Source organism: Micromonospora sp. WMMD1155 (genome assembly GCF_029581275.1).
Classification (GTDB): Bacteria; Actinomycetota; Actinomycetes; order Mycobacteriales; family Micromonosporaceae; genus Micromonospora.
In genome coordinates this window covers 4,833,283-4,848,346 of sequence record NZ_CP120742.1, presented here as the reverse complement: position 1 = coordinate 4,848,346, position 15,064 = coordinate 4,833,283, and the positions used below count along the sequence as shown (strand labels likewise).

11 protein-coding genes are annotated in these 15,064 nt (G+C 72.1%); 3 read left to right on the top strand and 8 right to left on the bottom strand.

From position 1 onward, the window contains the following. Window positions 1–20: 20 nt before the first annotated feature. From O7617_RS22345 to O7617_RS22335, 3 genes are all read right to left on the bottom strand, one after another. On the bottom strand, window positions 21–1,724 hold the full coding sequence (locus O7617_RS22345) for a PucR family transcriptional regulator (RefSeq protein ID WP_282257915.1): 1,704 nt from the start codon (window positions 1,722–1,724) through the stop codon (window positions 21–23). Window positions 1,725–1,821: 97 nt separating this feature from the next. Then, window positions 1,822–3,276, bottom strand: a complete 1,455-nt coding sequence (gene argG / locus O7617_RS22340) for an argininosuccinate synthase (protein WP_282257914.1) — start codon at window positions 3,274–3,276, stop codon at window positions 1,822–1,824. Between the two features lie 46 nt (window positions 3,277–3,322). Continuing rightward, complete coding sequence (locus O7617_RS22335; protein ID WP_282264836.1) at window positions 3,323–4,234, bottom strand: RNA methyltransferase; 912 nt, start codon at window positions 4,232–4,234, stop codon at window positions 3,323–3,325. Between the two features lie 28 nt (window positions 4,235–4,262). Between O7617_RS22335 and O7617_RS22330 the strand changes: the two genes are divergently transcribed. Together O7617_RS22330 and O7617_RS22325 are read left to right on the top strand one after the other, a co-directional pair. Continuing rightward, window positions 4,263–6,110: a thiamine pyrophosphate-requiring protein gene (locus tag O7617_RS22330; protein ID WP_282257913.1), complete on the top strand. Its 1,848-nt coding sequence runs from the start codon at window positions 4,263–4,265 to the stop codon at window positions 6,108–6,110. Between the two features lie 151 nt (window positions 6,111–6,261). Next, window positions 6,262–6,963, top strand: coding sequence for a hypothetical protein (locus tag O7617_RS22325; protein WP_282257912.1), 702 nt, complete (start codon window positions 6,262–6,264; stop codon window positions 6,961–6,963). Window positions 6,964–7,021: 58 nt separating this feature from the next. On the opposite strand, the gene O7617_RS22320 is transcribed toward O7617_RS22325, so the two are convergent. From O7617_RS22320 to O7617_RS22305, 4 genes are all read right to left on the bottom strand, one after another. Further along, window positions 7,022–9,220, bottom strand: coding sequence for a transglycosylase domain-containing protein (locus tag O7617_RS22320; RefSeq protein ID WP_282257911.1), 2,199 nt, complete (start codon window positions 9,218–9,220; stop codon window positions 7,022–7,024). Window positions 9,221–9,516: 296 nt separating this feature from the next. Further along, window positions 9,517–10,284 carry a hypothetical protein gene (locus O7617_RS22315; RefSeq protein ID WP_282257910.1) on the bottom strand — a complete coding sequence of 256 codons (768 nt, stop codon included), beginning with the start codon at window positions 10,282–10,284 and terminating at the stop codon, window positions 9,517–9,519. 153 nt (window positions 10,285–10,437) lie between these two features. Further along, window positions 10,438–11,544, bottom strand: coding sequence for an SPFH domain-containing protein (locus tag O7617_RS22310; RefSeq protein ID WP_278147034.1), 1,107 nt, complete (start codon window positions 11,542–11,544; stop codon window positions 10,438–10,440). 5 nt (window positions 11,545–11,549) lie between these two features. Further along, window positions 11,550–12,023: an NfeD family protein gene (locus tag O7617_RS22305; protein WP_088988621.1), complete on the bottom strand. Its 474-nt coding sequence runs from the start codon at window positions 12,021–12,023 to the stop codon at window positions 11,550–11,552. Window positions 12,024–12,136: 113 nt separating this feature from the next. Here O7617_RS22305 and O7617_RS22300 point away from each other — a divergent pair, with 113 nt between their 5' ends. Then, on the top strand, window positions 12,137–13,450 hold the full coding sequence (locus O7617_RS22300; protein ID WP_282257906.1) for a serine hydrolase domain-containing protein: 1,314 nt from the start codon (window positions 12,137–12,139) through the stop codon (window positions 13,448–13,450). A 472-nt stretch (window positions 13,451–13,922) separates the two neighbouring features. Here the strand turns inward: O7617_RS22300 and O7617_RS22295 are convergent, their stop codons facing one another. Continuing rightward, window positions 13,923–14,735: a DUF3097 domain-containing protein gene (locus O7617_RS22295; RefSeq protein WP_282257905.1), complete on the bottom strand. Its 813-nt coding sequence runs from the start codon at window positions 14,733–14,735 to the stop codon at window positions 13,923–13,925. Between the last annotated feature and the right edge of the window lie 329 nt (window positions 14,736–15,064).

The window sequence follows — 15,064 nt, the reverse complement described above, 5'->3', positions numbered from 1 at the left end:
GGCGCGCGCGGGGTCGGATGTTAGGGGGTTCGGACTGCTTCCAGGGCCAGGAGGGCCACGTGTAGGGAGAGGCTGGCCTCTACCGAATCCAGGTCCACGTCGAGAATGCGGGCGATGCGGGCCAGGCGTTCGTAGAACGCGGGCCGGGACAGGTGGGCGGCGGCGGCGCCCGCGGTCTTGTTGCGACCCTGTTCGAGGTACGCGCGCAGCGTGTCCAGCAACTGCTCCCGGGGGTGCCGGGCGTCGTACTCCAGCAGTGCGCCGAGTTCGCGTTCCACGAAGGTCTGCAGTCGGGGCTCGTCGCGCAGCAGGTGCAGCAGCCCGGCCAGCCCGACGTGCGGCAGCCGGAAGATCGGCAGGTCCCGCCGGTCCCGGCGAGCCGCCTCGGCGATCTGCCGTGCCTCGACCAGCGAGCGTCGGGCCTCCCGGGGAGTCGCCACCCCGGATCCGGCGGCCACGATCACCGCGCCCGCCCCGACACCCCGGGACGCCTCGACTCCCGGTGTCGCCCGGGTCGCGCCGGAGTCGAGGCGTACCCGGCGAAGTGCGGTCGCGAACGCGGACAGCGCGCGGTCCTCGGCGGCCGGGTCGGTCAGGGCCAGCAGCGCGCCCACCGAGTTGTCGTCGACGGCGCTGGTCAGCGCGGTCAGCTTCGCCTCCCGAAGCGCCTGACCGACCGCCTCGGACAGGTCCCGCAGCCGGGCCTGACCGGCCTCCGGGCCGTTCTCCCCGACCGGGTCCTCGGACCGGTGCCGGACCATCACGCCGACCAGGTGTCGGCGGTCGAGCACCACCCCGAGCGCCTTGGCGCGCAGTGCGACCTCGTCCACCGGCCGGGAGTGGTCGAGCAGCGCGGTGAGCAGGGTGCGGTGGATCTGCCGTTCCAGCCCCTCGGCGTCGCGACGGATCAGCCGGCCCAGCGCGAGGGTGGACGCGGCCCGTTCGATGAGGATGGTGAGCCGCGTCGGTGGATCGTCGCTGGGTTCGTCGCCGCTGGCCGGCCATCGCAGCAGCAGCCGCCCCCAGTCCTGACCTCGCGCCCCGACGGCGGTGACCAGCCAACCGCTGTCCCTGTCGTACGCGGTGCGCCCGGTCAGCCGGATCCGCCGGGAGTGTTGCTCCCAGCCGTCGAGCAGCAGTTCGGCGTTCTCGCCCGCCGGGTCGTACCCGAGCACCTGCCGGGACAGGTTCTCCAGGACCACCGGGCAGCCGGACAGCTCGGCGGCCTGCCGGATGACCTCGGCGGCGTCGGCACCCTCGACGGACAGGTCGTTGAAGCGCTGGTGGATCTCCTCGGTGGCCCGCAGCTCGGTGAGCTGCGCGTCGACGATCAGCGCGTGCACCGCCTCGGTGATCCGCACGAACGGGGTGGCCCGGCGCAGCTCCACCAGGGGCAGGCCCCGTCGTTCGGCGGCGGCGACCATCACCCGGGGCACCCCGCTGAGGTAGCGGCGGCCCAGCTCGACGACGAGCCCGGAGACGCCGACGTCCGCGAGGTCGCCGATGAACGCGCGCAGGCCCGCGTCGTCGCCGGGGAGACCGATGCCGGTGGTGAGCACCAGCTCGCCGCCGCCGAGCAGGGTGGCGATGTCCGGCACCTCGGCGATGTGTATCCACCGGACCGGCCGGTCCAGCCCCGCGTCTCCGGCGACCACGCGCGGTGCGCCGTGGCGGACGGGGTCCAGGGCGAGGACCTCACGGACGGTAGGAAACACGGCCGCCACGGTACCGTCTGTGACGCCGGATCTCGAACAGCGGCCGGCGGCGCGAGCCGGGGCGGCGGCCTGGGCTGCCCCGGCGTGGCGGCGTGGTGGGACGGGCTCAGTCGACGCCGAACTCCATCGCGGCGCGGTCGAGCGCCGCGTCCTCGGCCGAGGCGACCCCCCGGGAGGCGATGGCTTCCGCGCCGCCCTCCGGCATCGCACCGATCAGCCCGGTCGAGGCGGCCTGGGCGGCGCCGATCACCCGCTGCGGGGCCGCACCGCCGCCGACCATGCCCAGGGAGGCGTACTGCTCCAGCTTCGCCCGCGAGTCGGCGATGTCCAGGTTGCGCATGGTGAGCTGGCCGATCCGGTCGGACGGGCCGAACGCCGAGTCCTCGGTACGCTCCATCGACAGCTTGTCCGGGTGGTAGCTGAACGCCGGGCCGGTGGTGTCCAGGATCGAGTAGTCCTCGCCCCGGCGCAGCCGCAGCGTCACCTCGCCGGTGACGGCGGTGCCGACCCAGCGCTGCAACGACTCGCGCAGCATCAGCGCCTGCGGGTCCAACCAGCGGCCCTCGTACATGAGCCGGCCGAGGCGGCGACCCTCGTTGTGGTAGTTGGCCAGGGTGTCCTCGTTGTGGATGGCGTTGACCAGCCGCTCGTACGCGTAGTGCAGCAGCGCCATGCCGGGCGCCTCGTAGATGCCCCGGCTCTTGGCCTCGATGATCCGGTTCTCGATCTGGTCGGACATGCCCAGGCCGTGCCGGCCGCCGATGGCGTTGGCCTCCAGCACCAGGTCGACGGCGCTGCCGAACTCCTTGCCGTTGATCGTCACCGGGCGGCCCTGGTCGAAGCCGACGGTGACGTCCTCGGTCGGGATCTCCACCGACGGGTCCCAGAAACGGACACCCATGATCGGGTTGACCGTCTCGATGCCGGTGTCGAGGTGCTCCAGGGTCTTCGCCTCGTGCGTGGCGCCCCAGATGTTGGCGTCGGTGGAGTAGGCCTTCTCGGTGCTGTCCCGGTAGGGCAGGCCGCGCTCCTGCAGCCACTCCGACATCTCCTTACGCCCACCCAGCTCGGTGACGAAGGCGGTGTCGAGCCACGGCTTGTAGATCCGCAGCATCGGGTTGGCCAGCAGGCCGTACCGGTAGAACCGCTCGATGTCGTTGCCCTTGAACGTCGAGCCGTCGCCCCAGATCTGGACATCGTCGGAGATCATCGCCCGCACCAGCAGCGTCCCGGTGACGGCCCGGCCCAGCGGGGTCGTGTTGAAGTACGCCCGCCCGCCGGAACGGATGTGGAAGGCGCCGCAGGTCAACGCCGCGAGGCCCTCCTCGACCAGGGCGGCGCGGCAGTCGACCAGGCGGCCCAACTCGGCGCCGTAGCTGAGCGCGCGACCGGGCACCGAGGCGATGTCGGGCTCGTCGTACTGGCCGATGTCGGCGGTGTAGGCGCAGGGGATCGCGCCCTTGTCGCGCATCCACGCGACGGCGACAGAGGTGTCGAGGCCGCCGGAGAAGGCGATGCCGACACGTTCGCCGGTGGGCAGGGAGGTGAGAACCTTGGACACGGGGAAAATTATGCAACAGAACGTATGGCCATGCAAGTCGAAGCGGTTACTCGCTGTCGCCCGGCGGGTCGTCGCGGCCCAGTTCCCAGAACGCCACCGCCGCCGCGGCGGCGACGTTCAACGAGTCCACCCCGCGCCGCATCGGGAGGACCACCCGCACGTCGCTGGCCGCCTGGGCCGCCGCGGTCAGACCGGGCCCCTCGGCTCCGAGCAGCAACGCCGCCCGCTCGCGCTGCGCCGGGGTCAACCGCTGCATGGGTACGGCGTCCGGCGCGGGCGTCATGGCGAGCACCGTGAAGCCGGCCTCCCGCACCAGGTCCAGGCCCGCCGGCCAGTGGTCGAGCTTGGCGTACGGCACCGCGAACACCTCCCCCATGCTGACCCGCACACTGCGCCGGTACAGCGGGTCGGCGCAGGTCGGCGACAGCAGCACCGCGTCGATGCCGAGCGCGGCCGCCCCCCGGAAGATCGCCCCAAGGTTGGTGTGGTTGTTGACGTCCTCCAGGATCACGACCCGGTGCGCGGCGGCGAGCACCTCGGCCGCCGTCGGCAGCGACCGGCGGTGGAACGACGCCAACACCCCCCGGTGTACGTGGAAGCCGGTGGCCCGTTGCAGCACGTCGGGCGTCGCGGCGTAGACCGGCGCGTCACCGGTGTCCAGGTCGGCGAGCTGGTCGACCCGCTTGGCGTCGACCAGGTACGACCGGGCCGGGTAGCCCGCGCGCAGCGCGCGGCGCAGCACCAGCTCCCCCTCGGCGATGAACAGTCCGTGCGGCGGTTCCCAGCGGGTGCGCAGCTCGACGTCGGTGAGCGCCCGGTAGTCGGCGATCCGGTCGTCGTCGGGGTCGGTGATCTGGTGGACAGGCACCCGACGATTCTGCCGGACGCCGCGCCCCGCACCCCGGCGCCGGTAACGCGAGGTGTTTTGTCCGGAAGAGAACGGGAAGGACCGGCACAGTAGGGATCCGACGGGAAGGACCAGCCAGGTGAGCACGGACCACACATCACCGTACGAGGCCGGCGCTCTGCCCCGGCACCCGACCGTCGCCGACCACATCGTGTCGCGGCTGTTCAGCTGGGGTGTGCGCCGCTACTTCGGCTACCCCGGCGACGGCATCAACGGCATGACGTCCGCTCTGCAACGCACCGACGGGCGCGCCCAGTTCATCCAGGTACGCCACGAGGAGACCGCCGGGTTCGCCGCCTCCGCGCACGTCAAGTACGGCGGTGGGCCGCTGGGCTGCGCCCTGGTCACCAGTGGCCCCGGTGCCATCCACCTGCTCAACGGGCTGTACGACGCGAAGCTCGACCACCAGCCGGTGATCGCCCTGGTCGGGCACACGGCGACGACCGCCGAGGGCGGCGGCTACTACCAGGAGGTCGACCTGCTCGCCCTCTACAAGGACGTGGCCGCCGCGTTCCTGGCCCAGCTCGACAATCCCGCCCAGGTTCGGCACCTGGTCGACCGGGCGTGCCGCACCGCCCTGGCCCGGCGTACCGTCACCGCCCTGATCCTCCCCCTCGACATCCAGGACGAGCCGGCCGTGGTGGACCCGCCGCACGCGCACGGCTACTACCAGACCAGCAACGCGCCGAGCAGCACACCGACGGTGCCGCCGGAGGCGGACGTACGCCGGGCGGCCGACGTGCTGCGCGGCGGGCAGCGGGTGGCGATGCTGGTCGGGCAGGGCGCCCTCGGGGCGCGTGACGAGGTCCGCGAGATCGCCGACCGGCTCGGTGCCGGTGTGGCCACCGCCCTGCTCGGCTTCACCGCCGTCGACCACCGCGAACCGTGGGTGACCGGGGCGATCGGACTGCTCGGCACCCGACCGAGCTGGCAGCTCATGACCGGCTGCGACCGGTTGCTGATCGTGGGCAGCAACATGCCGTACTCGGAGTTCTACCCGAAACCCGGGCAGGCCCGCGCGGTGCAGATCGACCTGGACGGCACCCAGCTCGGGCTGCGGTACCCGACCGAGGTGAACCTGACCGGCGACGCCCGCCCCACCCTGCGGGCACTCCTGGACGAGCTGGGCCCCGGCCCCGCACCGACCGCCTGGCGGACGGAGATCGCCGAGGCGACCTCGGCGTGGTGGCGGGTGCAACACGACCTGGCCGAGCAGGCCGCCGACCCGGTCAACCCGCAGTTGCTCTTCCACACCCTCAACCAGCGGCTGCCCGACGACGTGCTGCTCGCCGTCGACTGCGGCACCACCACCGCCTGGTACGCCCGACACATCCAGGTCCGCCCCGGGATGCTGGCCAGCCTGTCCGGCACGTTGTTGTCCATGGGCGGCGCCATGCCGTACGCGCTGAGCGCCAAGTTCGCCCACCCGGACCGGCCGCTGGTCGCGCTGATCGGCGACGGCGCCATGCAGATGAACGGGGTCAACGAGCTGATCACCGTGGCCAAGTACTGGCGCAGTTGGGCCGACCCCCGGTTCGTGGTGCTGGTGCTCAACAACCGGGACCTGGCGTTCGTCAGTTGGGAACAGCGCTCGTCGGAGGGGACGCCGATGTTCCCGGACAGCCAACAGTTGCCGGACATCGCCTACCACCAGTGGGCGGAGGTGCTCGGGCTGCGCGGTGAGCTGGTCGACGCGCCGGAGCAGGTGCCCGACGTGTGGGACCGGGCCCTGTCCGCCGACCGGCCGGTGGTGATCAACGCGCTGGTCGACCCGGCCGAGCTGATGCTGCCGCCGCACTTCACCGCCGAGCAGGCCCGCAAGACCGCGGCTGCGGTACTCCGCGGCGACACCGACTGGGCCGGGATCATCCGGCGCGGCCTCCCCGCCACCCTGGCCAGCTACCGCCCCCGCCGCCGGGAACGCTGAACACGACCCGCTCCGGATGCTCCGACCACGTCGGACGGACGCGCACATCGAAGGATTGCCGGAGATCAATCACGGGTACCAGCGTCTCTGCTCACCCACGGGGGGTGGCACGAGGGAGCTGACGATGAGATCGACAACAATCGGACGAAGCATGGCCGTTGTGCTGGCGGCGGCGTTGCTGACCGGCTGCGGGGGCGGCGACGCCGGCGGACAGCCACAGTCGACTGCCCCCGCCGACAACGGCGTCGCGGCACTGGCGCCGAACGAGGCGCTGCAGCGGGCCACGACGGCGGTGAAGAACGCCAAGTCGTACCACCTCGTCGGGGACATCGTCGACGACGGCCAGAAGATGACCCTCGATCTGAAGGTGACCGGCAGCGACCTGGGTGGTCGGGTCTCCACCGACGAGGGCACCATCGAGCTGCTGTCGACGGGCGGTCAGCAGTACATCCGGCCGGACGAGACGTTCTGGACGAAGAACACCGGCGCCAAGGCATCCGGCGAGATCGTGAAGATGATGGGTGACAAGTGGGCCAAGGTCTCGACCAAGGACGACCTCTCCCAACTGTTCGACATCGCCGACGTCGACGAACTGCTCAAGCCGGACGGCACCCTGACCAAGGGTGAGGCCAAGGAGTTCGACGGCGTCAAGACCATCGGGCTGCTCGACGGCGACAACAGCGGCACGCTCTACATCGCCACGACCGGTGAGCCGTACCCGATCCGCCTGGAGGGCGGCCAGGACGCGGACGGTCAGGTCACGTTCAGCGAGTTCGGTGCGACCTTCGACGACGTGAAGGCTCCGGCAGAGGACCAGGTGATCGACTTCGAGCAGTTGAAGAGCAGGACCTAGACGACGTACGGCCGGCGCCTCCCCACCTCGCGGTGGGGAGGCGCCGTCGCGTCGGACGTCAGCCCCGCCGGTCGAGCCAGCGTTGCAGCGCCGAGCGGGGGTCCTGGGTGGGCTGCTGCGTACGGTCCGGCACCGCGGGGCGTTCCACCGGGCGGCGCGGCTCGCCGGCCAGCTCCTTGCTGGGCGCTGCGAACGCCTTCTCCGGCTGCCCCTTGACGGCGGTGGCGATGACCCGGGCGACCGCGTCGATCACCTTGGTCTGCACCGCGGAGCCCACCGAGTCGGCCGGGTCGTCCGGGTTCGCGGCGATGCCGGCGACCGCGACCTGCGGGGTGAAACCGACGAACGTCTCGGTGGAGTTCTGCTCCGAGCTGCCCGTCTTACCCGCCACCGGCCGGCCGTCGAGGATGTCGTTCACCCCGGTCGCGGTGCCACCGTTGCACTGCCCGAACGCGGACTGCTGACCCACCGGGCAGCGAGCGGCGTCGGTCGCGGCACGGGCCACGTCCGGGTCGAGGACCCGCTTGCAGGACGGCTGACCGACCGGCACCTTCGTGCCGTCCGCACCGGTCACCGAGACCACCGGCACCGGCGTGCAGTAGGTGCCCTCGGCGGCCACCGTGGCGTACGCGTTGGCCAGGTCCAACGGGGTGGTGGCGGCCACGCCGAGGGTGAACGAACCCCAGTTCTTGGCGTTGTCCTCGGCGAAGGCGGCGTCCGAGTCGGCCCGGAAGGTGATGCCGAGCCGCTGCGCCATCTCGACCACCTTGTCCTGGCCGACCTGCTCGGCCAGCCAGACGAAGTAGGTGTTCACCGAGCGGCCGAAGCCGTCCCACATCATCCGGTACCCGTCCATCCAGTCCGGGTTGGCGTTCGCCGGGCACCAGCGGCCGTCGCAACTTCCCGGGCCCTCGGCGGCGTACCGGGTGGGCAGCTTGGCGGGCGCGTCGAAGCCGGTGGAGAGGGTACGGCCCGACTCCAACGCGGCGAGCATGGTGAACAGCTTGAACGTCGAACCCGCCTGGTACCCGTCGACGCTGGCTCCGCCGGAGATCAACGGGTTGACGGTGTTCGGGTGGTTCGCCTGCCCGTCCGGGTTGTCGGCCAGGCTGTAGTGCCGGTTGACCGCCATCGCCAGCACCTGCCCGGTGCCCGGCTGGACCGCCGCGATGGGCAGGGCGCGCTTGTTGTCGTACCCGTAGACCTTGGTGGCCTGCTGCTGCGCGGTGGCCTGGATCTTCGGGTCCAGCGTGGTGACCACGGTGTAGCCACCCGAGCGCAGGGCCTGCTCGCGCTCCGCGACCGTGGCACCGAACGCCGGCTGGCTCCGCCACCACTGACGCAGGTAGTCGCAGAAGAATCCCCAGTCGTCGTGGCCCTGGGAGACGGCGGTGCAGCCGTTGGGCTGGGCGGTCGGGTGCAGGGCCAGCGGCTCCGCCTTGGCCTGGGCGGCCTGGGCGGCGGTGATCGCACCGGTGGCGACCATCGAGTCCAGCACGTACGACCGGCGGGCCAGCGCCTCGTTCTTGTCGCCGTCGATCGGGCTGTACGCGTCCGGGGACTGCACCAGACCGGCGAGCAGCGCCGACTCGGCGAGGGTGAGCTGGGCCGGCGGCTTACCGAAGTAGCGCTGGCTGGCCGCCGCGATCCCGTACGCGCCGGAGCCGAAGTAGGCGATGTTCAGGTACCGGTCGAGGATCTCGTCCTTGCCGAGGCTCTTGTCCAGCGCGCTCGCGTACTTGATCTCCTGGATCTTGCGCCCGATGGTGGGATCGGTGGCGGCGGCGCGCTCCTCGGCCGTGCGGGTGGGGTCGGTCTTGAGCACGTTACGGACGTACTGCATGGTCAGCGTCGAGCCACCCTGCTCGGTGCCGCCGCCCTTGACGTTGGCCACCAGCGCCCGGGCGAGGCCGCGCAGGTCAGCGCCACCGTGGTCGTAGAAGCGCCGGTCCTCGGCCGCGACGATGGCCTGCCGCATCACCGGGGCGATGTCCGCCAGCGGCACGTCGGTGCGGTTCACGTCGTAGAACGTGGTGATCAGCGTCTTGCCGTCGTTGGCGTACAGGTACGAGCGCTGCGGGGTGGCCGGGGTCTTCAGCGAGGCCGGCAACGCGGCGTACGAGCCGAGGGCGGCACGGGCGCTCAACCCGAGCAGCAGGTTGCCCGGGAGCGCGGCGACTGCCAGGACGAGCCCGGCCAACACACCGGCGAGCAGCACGGTGAACAGCCGCGACAGCGGCGAGCGGGAGGCGGCCATGCTCCCCAGGATTGCCACAAAAAACGCCAACCGACCAGCCCCAGGGGCCGATTGTCACCAACTTCACGGCCCCCCACCAGCCAATCCCCAGCTCGCTGGCTGCCCTCCCCGCCCCCGCTCCCCGCCGCTCCCCGACGGTCCCCGCTCCGCTCCCCGCCGGTCCGCTCCGCTCCGGTGATCATGGGGTTAGCGGGGAGTTTGATCACGGAATCGCCCGTCAACCTCATGATCACCGGGGCTGGAAGGGGGCCGGGTGGAGGGGTGGCCGAGGGCCGGGGTGGAGGGGTGGCAGGCGCTTAGGGGTTGGGGGTACTGAGGCTGGCGGTGGCGGCGTCTCGGGCGGTTTCCCGGGGCATCAGGCGGCCGGAGCGGTAGCCGATGCCGATGCCGGCGATCAGCACGAAGATCGCGCCGAACGTCTGCAGTGAACCGATCAGGGCGCCACCGAGGCCGAGCAGCGGCGCGGCGATGATCAACATGGCGCCGTCGCCGAGGCTGAAGGTGCCCGAGCGGGCGACCGCCCAGCCGGTGAGGAACCAGCCCACGCTGTAGAAGGTCGCGCCGAGCAGGACCAGCGACCGTGCGGTGGTGCCGAAGACCGGCGTCTGTTCGGCGAGGCCGGCGAAGGGCAGCATCAGCACGGTGCCGGCGATGCTGACCAGCAGCCCGGCGGCGGCCACCCGGCGGCTGCGGGTCGCGGCGAGCAGCCCGGTGAGGGCCAGCAACGCGAGCAGGCCGAGCCAGACGGCGGCCACCCACCCGATGAGGTACACGGCCCGGCCGTCGGCCGGATAGGGGTCGTTGCCCACCCCGCCGTCGCTGGCCATCGCCACCGCGCCGTAGAGGATGGCGTACGCGGGCAGCAGCCACACGGCGGCCCGCGCGAACTTCCGCACCGACCAGGCCCAACTGGCGTTCGTGGCCGGAGCGCCCGGGGTCGGCTCGCCGACGAAGGGCAGTACGCCGAAACCGCCGCCGCTGCGGCGGGAGCCCAGCGGGGCGACCGGGTCGTGCGCGCCGGGCACCGGGGCCGAGGACCACATCCGATTCGCCGGATCCTTCATGCGTCACCTCGCTCGTCCACGAGCGGTGCGAGACGCGCCGGGGCGCCCCGATTGCCTGGTCACCACCCGTCCTAGGACCGATCGTGGCAGGCGTCGGAGCGCCCCATGAGCATTTCTCGTATTAACGCCGGATTGCCGGCCTGTGTACCGGGATCAGCCGCGCTCGCGCTCGTCGGCCGGGTCCTCGACCAGGCTCAGCGGAGACACGGGTTCCGGCGCGGGCAGCCCCTGCGGCTTGTTCCCGCCGGTGGCCTGCGCCTCGGCGACGCGTACCTCGTCGTGGATCTGCTGGGCCGCCGCGGCTGCGGCCTCGGCGGCCTCCGCGGCCTCGCGCTCCACCTGGCTCGCGTGGTCCGCGGCCTCCGGAGCCGGCAGGTCCCCCACCATCTGGCTCAACCCACCGAGGGCGCCACCCATCCCCTCCAGGGCCTTGGTCAGCTCGGCCGGGACGATCCAGACCTTGTTGGCACTGCCCTGGGCGATCTGCGGGAGGGCCTGCAGGTACTGGTAGGCGAGCACCTTCTGGCTCGGGTTCGCCTGATGGATCGCGTCGAAGACCGTGCGGATCGCCTTCGCCTGACCCTCGGCCTGCAGGATGCGGGCCTGCCGGTCACCGTCGGCGCGCAGCACCGCCGACTGCTTCTCACCCTCGGCGGTGAGGATCTGCGACTGCTTGTGCCCCTCGGCGGTCAGGATCGCCGCCCGGCGGTCCCGCTCGGCGCGCATCTGCTTCTCCATCGAGTCGCGGATGCTGGCCGGCGGCTCGATCGCCTTGATCTCCACGCGGGTCACCTTGATGCCCCAGCGGCCGGTGGTCTCGTCCAGCACACCCGACAGGTGGCGGTTGATCTCGTCGCGGCTGGTCAGCGCCCGCTCCAGGTCCAGCGAACCGATCACGTTACGCAGCGTCGTGACGGTGAGCTGCTCGATGGCCTGCAGGAAGCTGGAGATCTCGTAGGTCGCCCGGACCGAGTCGACCACCTTGAAGTAGAGGACCGTGTCGATCGACACCACCAGGTTGTCCGAGGTGATCACCGGCTGCGGCGGGAAGCTGACCACCTGCTCCCGCATGTCGACCTTGGTCCGGACCGCGTCGATGAACGGCACCAGCAGGTTGAGGCCGGGGCTGAGGGTGCGCTTGTACTTACCGAGCCGTTCCACCACGTCCTGGCGCTGCTGCGGCACGATCCGCACCGCCTTCGCCAGCGTTATCACGGCGATCAACGCCACCGCGATGATCAGCACCCCAATGACTGTCATCCCGTTCACCCTCTCGCTTCCGGCAGCTCGCCGGGGGAAGAAACATCGTCCTGCCAGACCAGGGCGGTCGCGCCCCGGACCTTTATCACCCGAACCCGTTGACCGGGGTCGTGAACCTGCGTCGTGTCGTACGACCGGGCGGTCCACAGCTCGCCGTCGATCTTGACGAGACCGTGCTCGGCGTCCACCCGTTCCAGCACCAACGCCGTGGAGCCCTCGATCGCCTCCACGCCGAACGGCTGCTCGCCGCTGTCCAGCGCGGAACGTTGGTGCCGCCGGATGACCGGCCGGGCCACCACCAGGCTCAACGCCGACACCACGGCGAAGACCAGCGCCTGCACCGCCACCGGCGCGCCCAGAGCGGCGGCCCCGGCGGCGGCGAACGCACCGACCCCGAACATGATCAGAAATAGCGTCGTCGTGAAGATCTCGGCGACCGCCAGCAACACACCCAATACGATCCACACCACCGCGTCCACCCCACGATCGTGACACGCAAATGCACGCGCGGCCTCCCCGCGAAGATCAGTAGGCTCGGCGAGGCCCTCTCTGACCCTGAGCCGGGCGCCCGACCCGACCCGAGGAGACCCCGTTGCCCCTGCTGCCCGAGACCGCCCGACAGATCGACGACCAGGTCGCCCAGGCACAGCGCGACGGGCACGCCCCGTCGCTGGTGGTGGGCGTCGTCCGCGACGGCACCCTGACGCACCTGGCCACCGCCGGCGAGCACCCCCGCCCGGACGTCGACCTGCAGTACCGGCTGGGCTCGATCAGCAAGACGATGACCGCGACCCTGATCATGCAGCTGCGCGACGCGGGCCGGCTCACCGTCGACGACCCGCTGGAGAAGCACCTACCAGGCACCGGCCTCGGCACGCTCACACTGCGCCAACTCCTCGGGCACGCCAGCGGCCTGCAACGCGAACCCGACGGTGACTGGTGGGAGCGGACCGAGGGCGTCGACCTGCCCACCCTGCTCGCCGGGGTCACCGCCGACAAGATCGCCTACCCGCCGCACGCCACGTACCACTACTCCAACCTGGCGTACGGGCTGCTCGGCGGGGTGCTCGAACGGCTCACCGGCACGCCCTGGATCGACCTGCTCGACCAACGCATCCTCACGCCGCTGGGCATGGGTCGCACCACGTACGACGCGACCGAACCGTACGCGCGCGGCTACGTCGTCCACCCCTGGCACGACACTCTGCGCGAGGAACCGCGCACCGACACCGGCGCGATGGCCCCCGCCGGGCAGCTCTGGTCCACGATCGAGGACCTGGGCCGGTGGGCCGCGTTCCTGGCCGACCCCGACCCGTCGGTGCTGGCCGCCGACACCCTGACCGAGATGTGCTCCCCCGTCGTCATCAGCGACCACGAGGCCTGGACCCACGGGCACGGCCTCGGCCTGGAGCTGTTCCGGGAAGGCAACCGGGTGTACGTCGGACACGGCGGATCGATGCCCGGCTACGGCGCCTCGCTGGCCGTGCACCGACCCAGCCGTACCGCCGTGGTCGGCCTGGTCAACGCGTACACCCTGCGGAACGTGCACCTCGGCGCGCTCGGGCGGCGGCTGCTCACCCTGGTGTTGGACACCGAACCCGCGCCGGTCGCCCCCTGGCGTCCGGCCACCACCCCGCCGCCCGCCGAACTCGCCGAGCTGACCGGCCGCTGGTGGTGGATGGGCACCACCATCGAGGTGTACGCGGACACCGACGGCGCCCTGCGCGCCGGCCCGGTCGGCGCACCGAACCTCCGCTTCGTCGCCGAAGGCCCGGACCGCTGGCGCGGTCGAGCCGGTGGGCAGGACGGCGAGATCCTCACCGTGCACCGCGACGAGCAGGGCCGGGCGGTCGCGCTGGACGTCGCCACCTTCGTCTACACCCGCACTCCCGACCAGGAGCCCTGAGAACACGCCGCCCAGCCCGCGCCTTGCCGCGCCCGCGCCGCCTGCGATCCGAGCCACGCTCGACCCGCGTCGGGCCCGCCCCTGCGCCCACGCGCGCCCTGCGCCCACGCCCGCCCTGCGCCCACGCCCGCCCCGAGCCCGACCCGAGCCGAGCCCCGACCCGACCCGACCCGACCCCCGACCCGCCCGCCCTGAGCCCGCCCACGCCCGCCCCGCCCCGCCCGCAAGATCCGCACAACATCAGGGATGTTGCTGCCTCCGGACGCGATGAGACAGCAACATCAGGGAAACTGCGCGGATCTTGGGGACGGGCGGGCGGGGCGGGCGGGGCCCGGGGGACGGGCGGGTCCGGGGGGACGGGCGGGGCGGGCGGGGCGCGCGGCGGGGCGGGCGGGTCCGGGGGGACGGGCGGGGCGGGGGCAGCGGGGCGGGGGCGAGGCTCGGGACGGCCGGGGCGGGCGGGGGCAGCGGGTCAGGCTGGTTCGGTGACGAAGTCGATGAGGCGTTCCATGGCGTTGATCAGCGGGGTTTCCACGTCGGCGAAGCTGTTCACCCGGGACAGGATGTGCCGCCACATGTCGGCGGGCTCGGCGACCCCGAGGGCCGCGCAGACTCCCTCTTTCCACGGTCGCCCCGGCGGCACCACCGGCCACGCCGCGATGCCCAGCGCCGCCGGTTTGACCGCCTGCCACACGTCGACGTAGGGATGGCCGGTCACCAGCACGTACGGCGAGGTCACCCGGGCCACGATGCGGCTCTCCTTGCTGCCCGGCACCAGGTGGTCGACGAGCACGCCGAGCCGTCGGGTGGGGGCGGGGCCGAAGTCGCGTACGTCGGCGTCGAGGTCGTCGATGCCGTCCAACGGCTCCACGACGACACCCTCGATGCGCAGGTCATCGCCCCAGATCCGCTCGACCAGCGCGGCGTCGTGGATGCCCTCCACCCAGATCCGGCTCGCCTTGGCGACCTGGGCCCGGACGTCGTCCACCGCCACCGAGCCGGACGCCGTGCGTCGACGCGCCGCCGGTACCGGCGCGCGGGCGGGGCGGCGCAGGGTCACCGGGCGACCGTCGAGCAGGAACGCCGCGGGCAGCAGCGGGAAGTTGCGCCGTTTGCCGTGCCGGTCCTCCAACACCACCGCGCCGGCTTCGAAACCGACCACCGCACCGCAGAACCCCGAGTCGGCGTCCTCCACCACGAGGTCCGGTTCGGCGTCCACCTCGGGGGTGACCTTTCGCCGCCGCCAGTCCCCCGCCAACACGTCCTCGCCGTATCGCCCCGCCATGTCGATCACGCTAACGTCCCGACCCCCACCCCACCTCCCGACACACCGCCCCCAGCCTCCTCACCGAACGCCGCCCCGCCCGGCAGCCACCCGTCCCGATGCCCTCCGCACAGCCACGGCCTCGTCGATCACGGAGTTGTGGTGCTCCACGAACGCTTGCCACAGCCGGATATCGCCCACCAGAACTGCATGATCGACGTGGACAGGGGCGGACGGGGGCGGGACCGGGGCGGGCGAGGGGTGGGCGAGGGTGGGGGTGGGGCACGGCCGGGGAATGGGGTGAAGGGAGCAGTTCGGGGCAGGGCGGGCGGCCAGAGCGGCAGTCGAGA

Bases quoted from the DNA above. Each gene is read 5' to 3' on its own strand.
- O7617_RS22325 (WP_282257912.1), top strand. From the start codon at position 6,262: ATGGCCGTTGTGCTGGCGGCGGCGTTGCTGACCGGCTGCGGGGGCGGC.
- O7617_RS22320 (WP_282257911.1), bottom strand. From the start codon at position 9,220: ATGGCCGCCTCCCGCTCGCCGCTGTCGCGGCTGTTCACCGTGCTGCTC.
- O7617_RS22315 (WP_282257910.1), bottom strand. From the start codon at position 10,284: ATGAAGGATCCGGCGAATCGGATGTGGTCCTCGGCCCCGGTGCCCGGC.
- O7617_RS22310 (WP_278147034.1), bottom strand. From the start codon at position 11,544: ATGACAGTCATTGGGGTGCTGATCATCGCGGTGGCGTTGATCGCCGTG.
- O7617_RS22295 (WP_282257905.1), bottom strand. From the start codon at position 14,735: ATGGCGGGGCGATACGGCGAGGACGTGTTGGCGGGGGACTGGCGGCGG.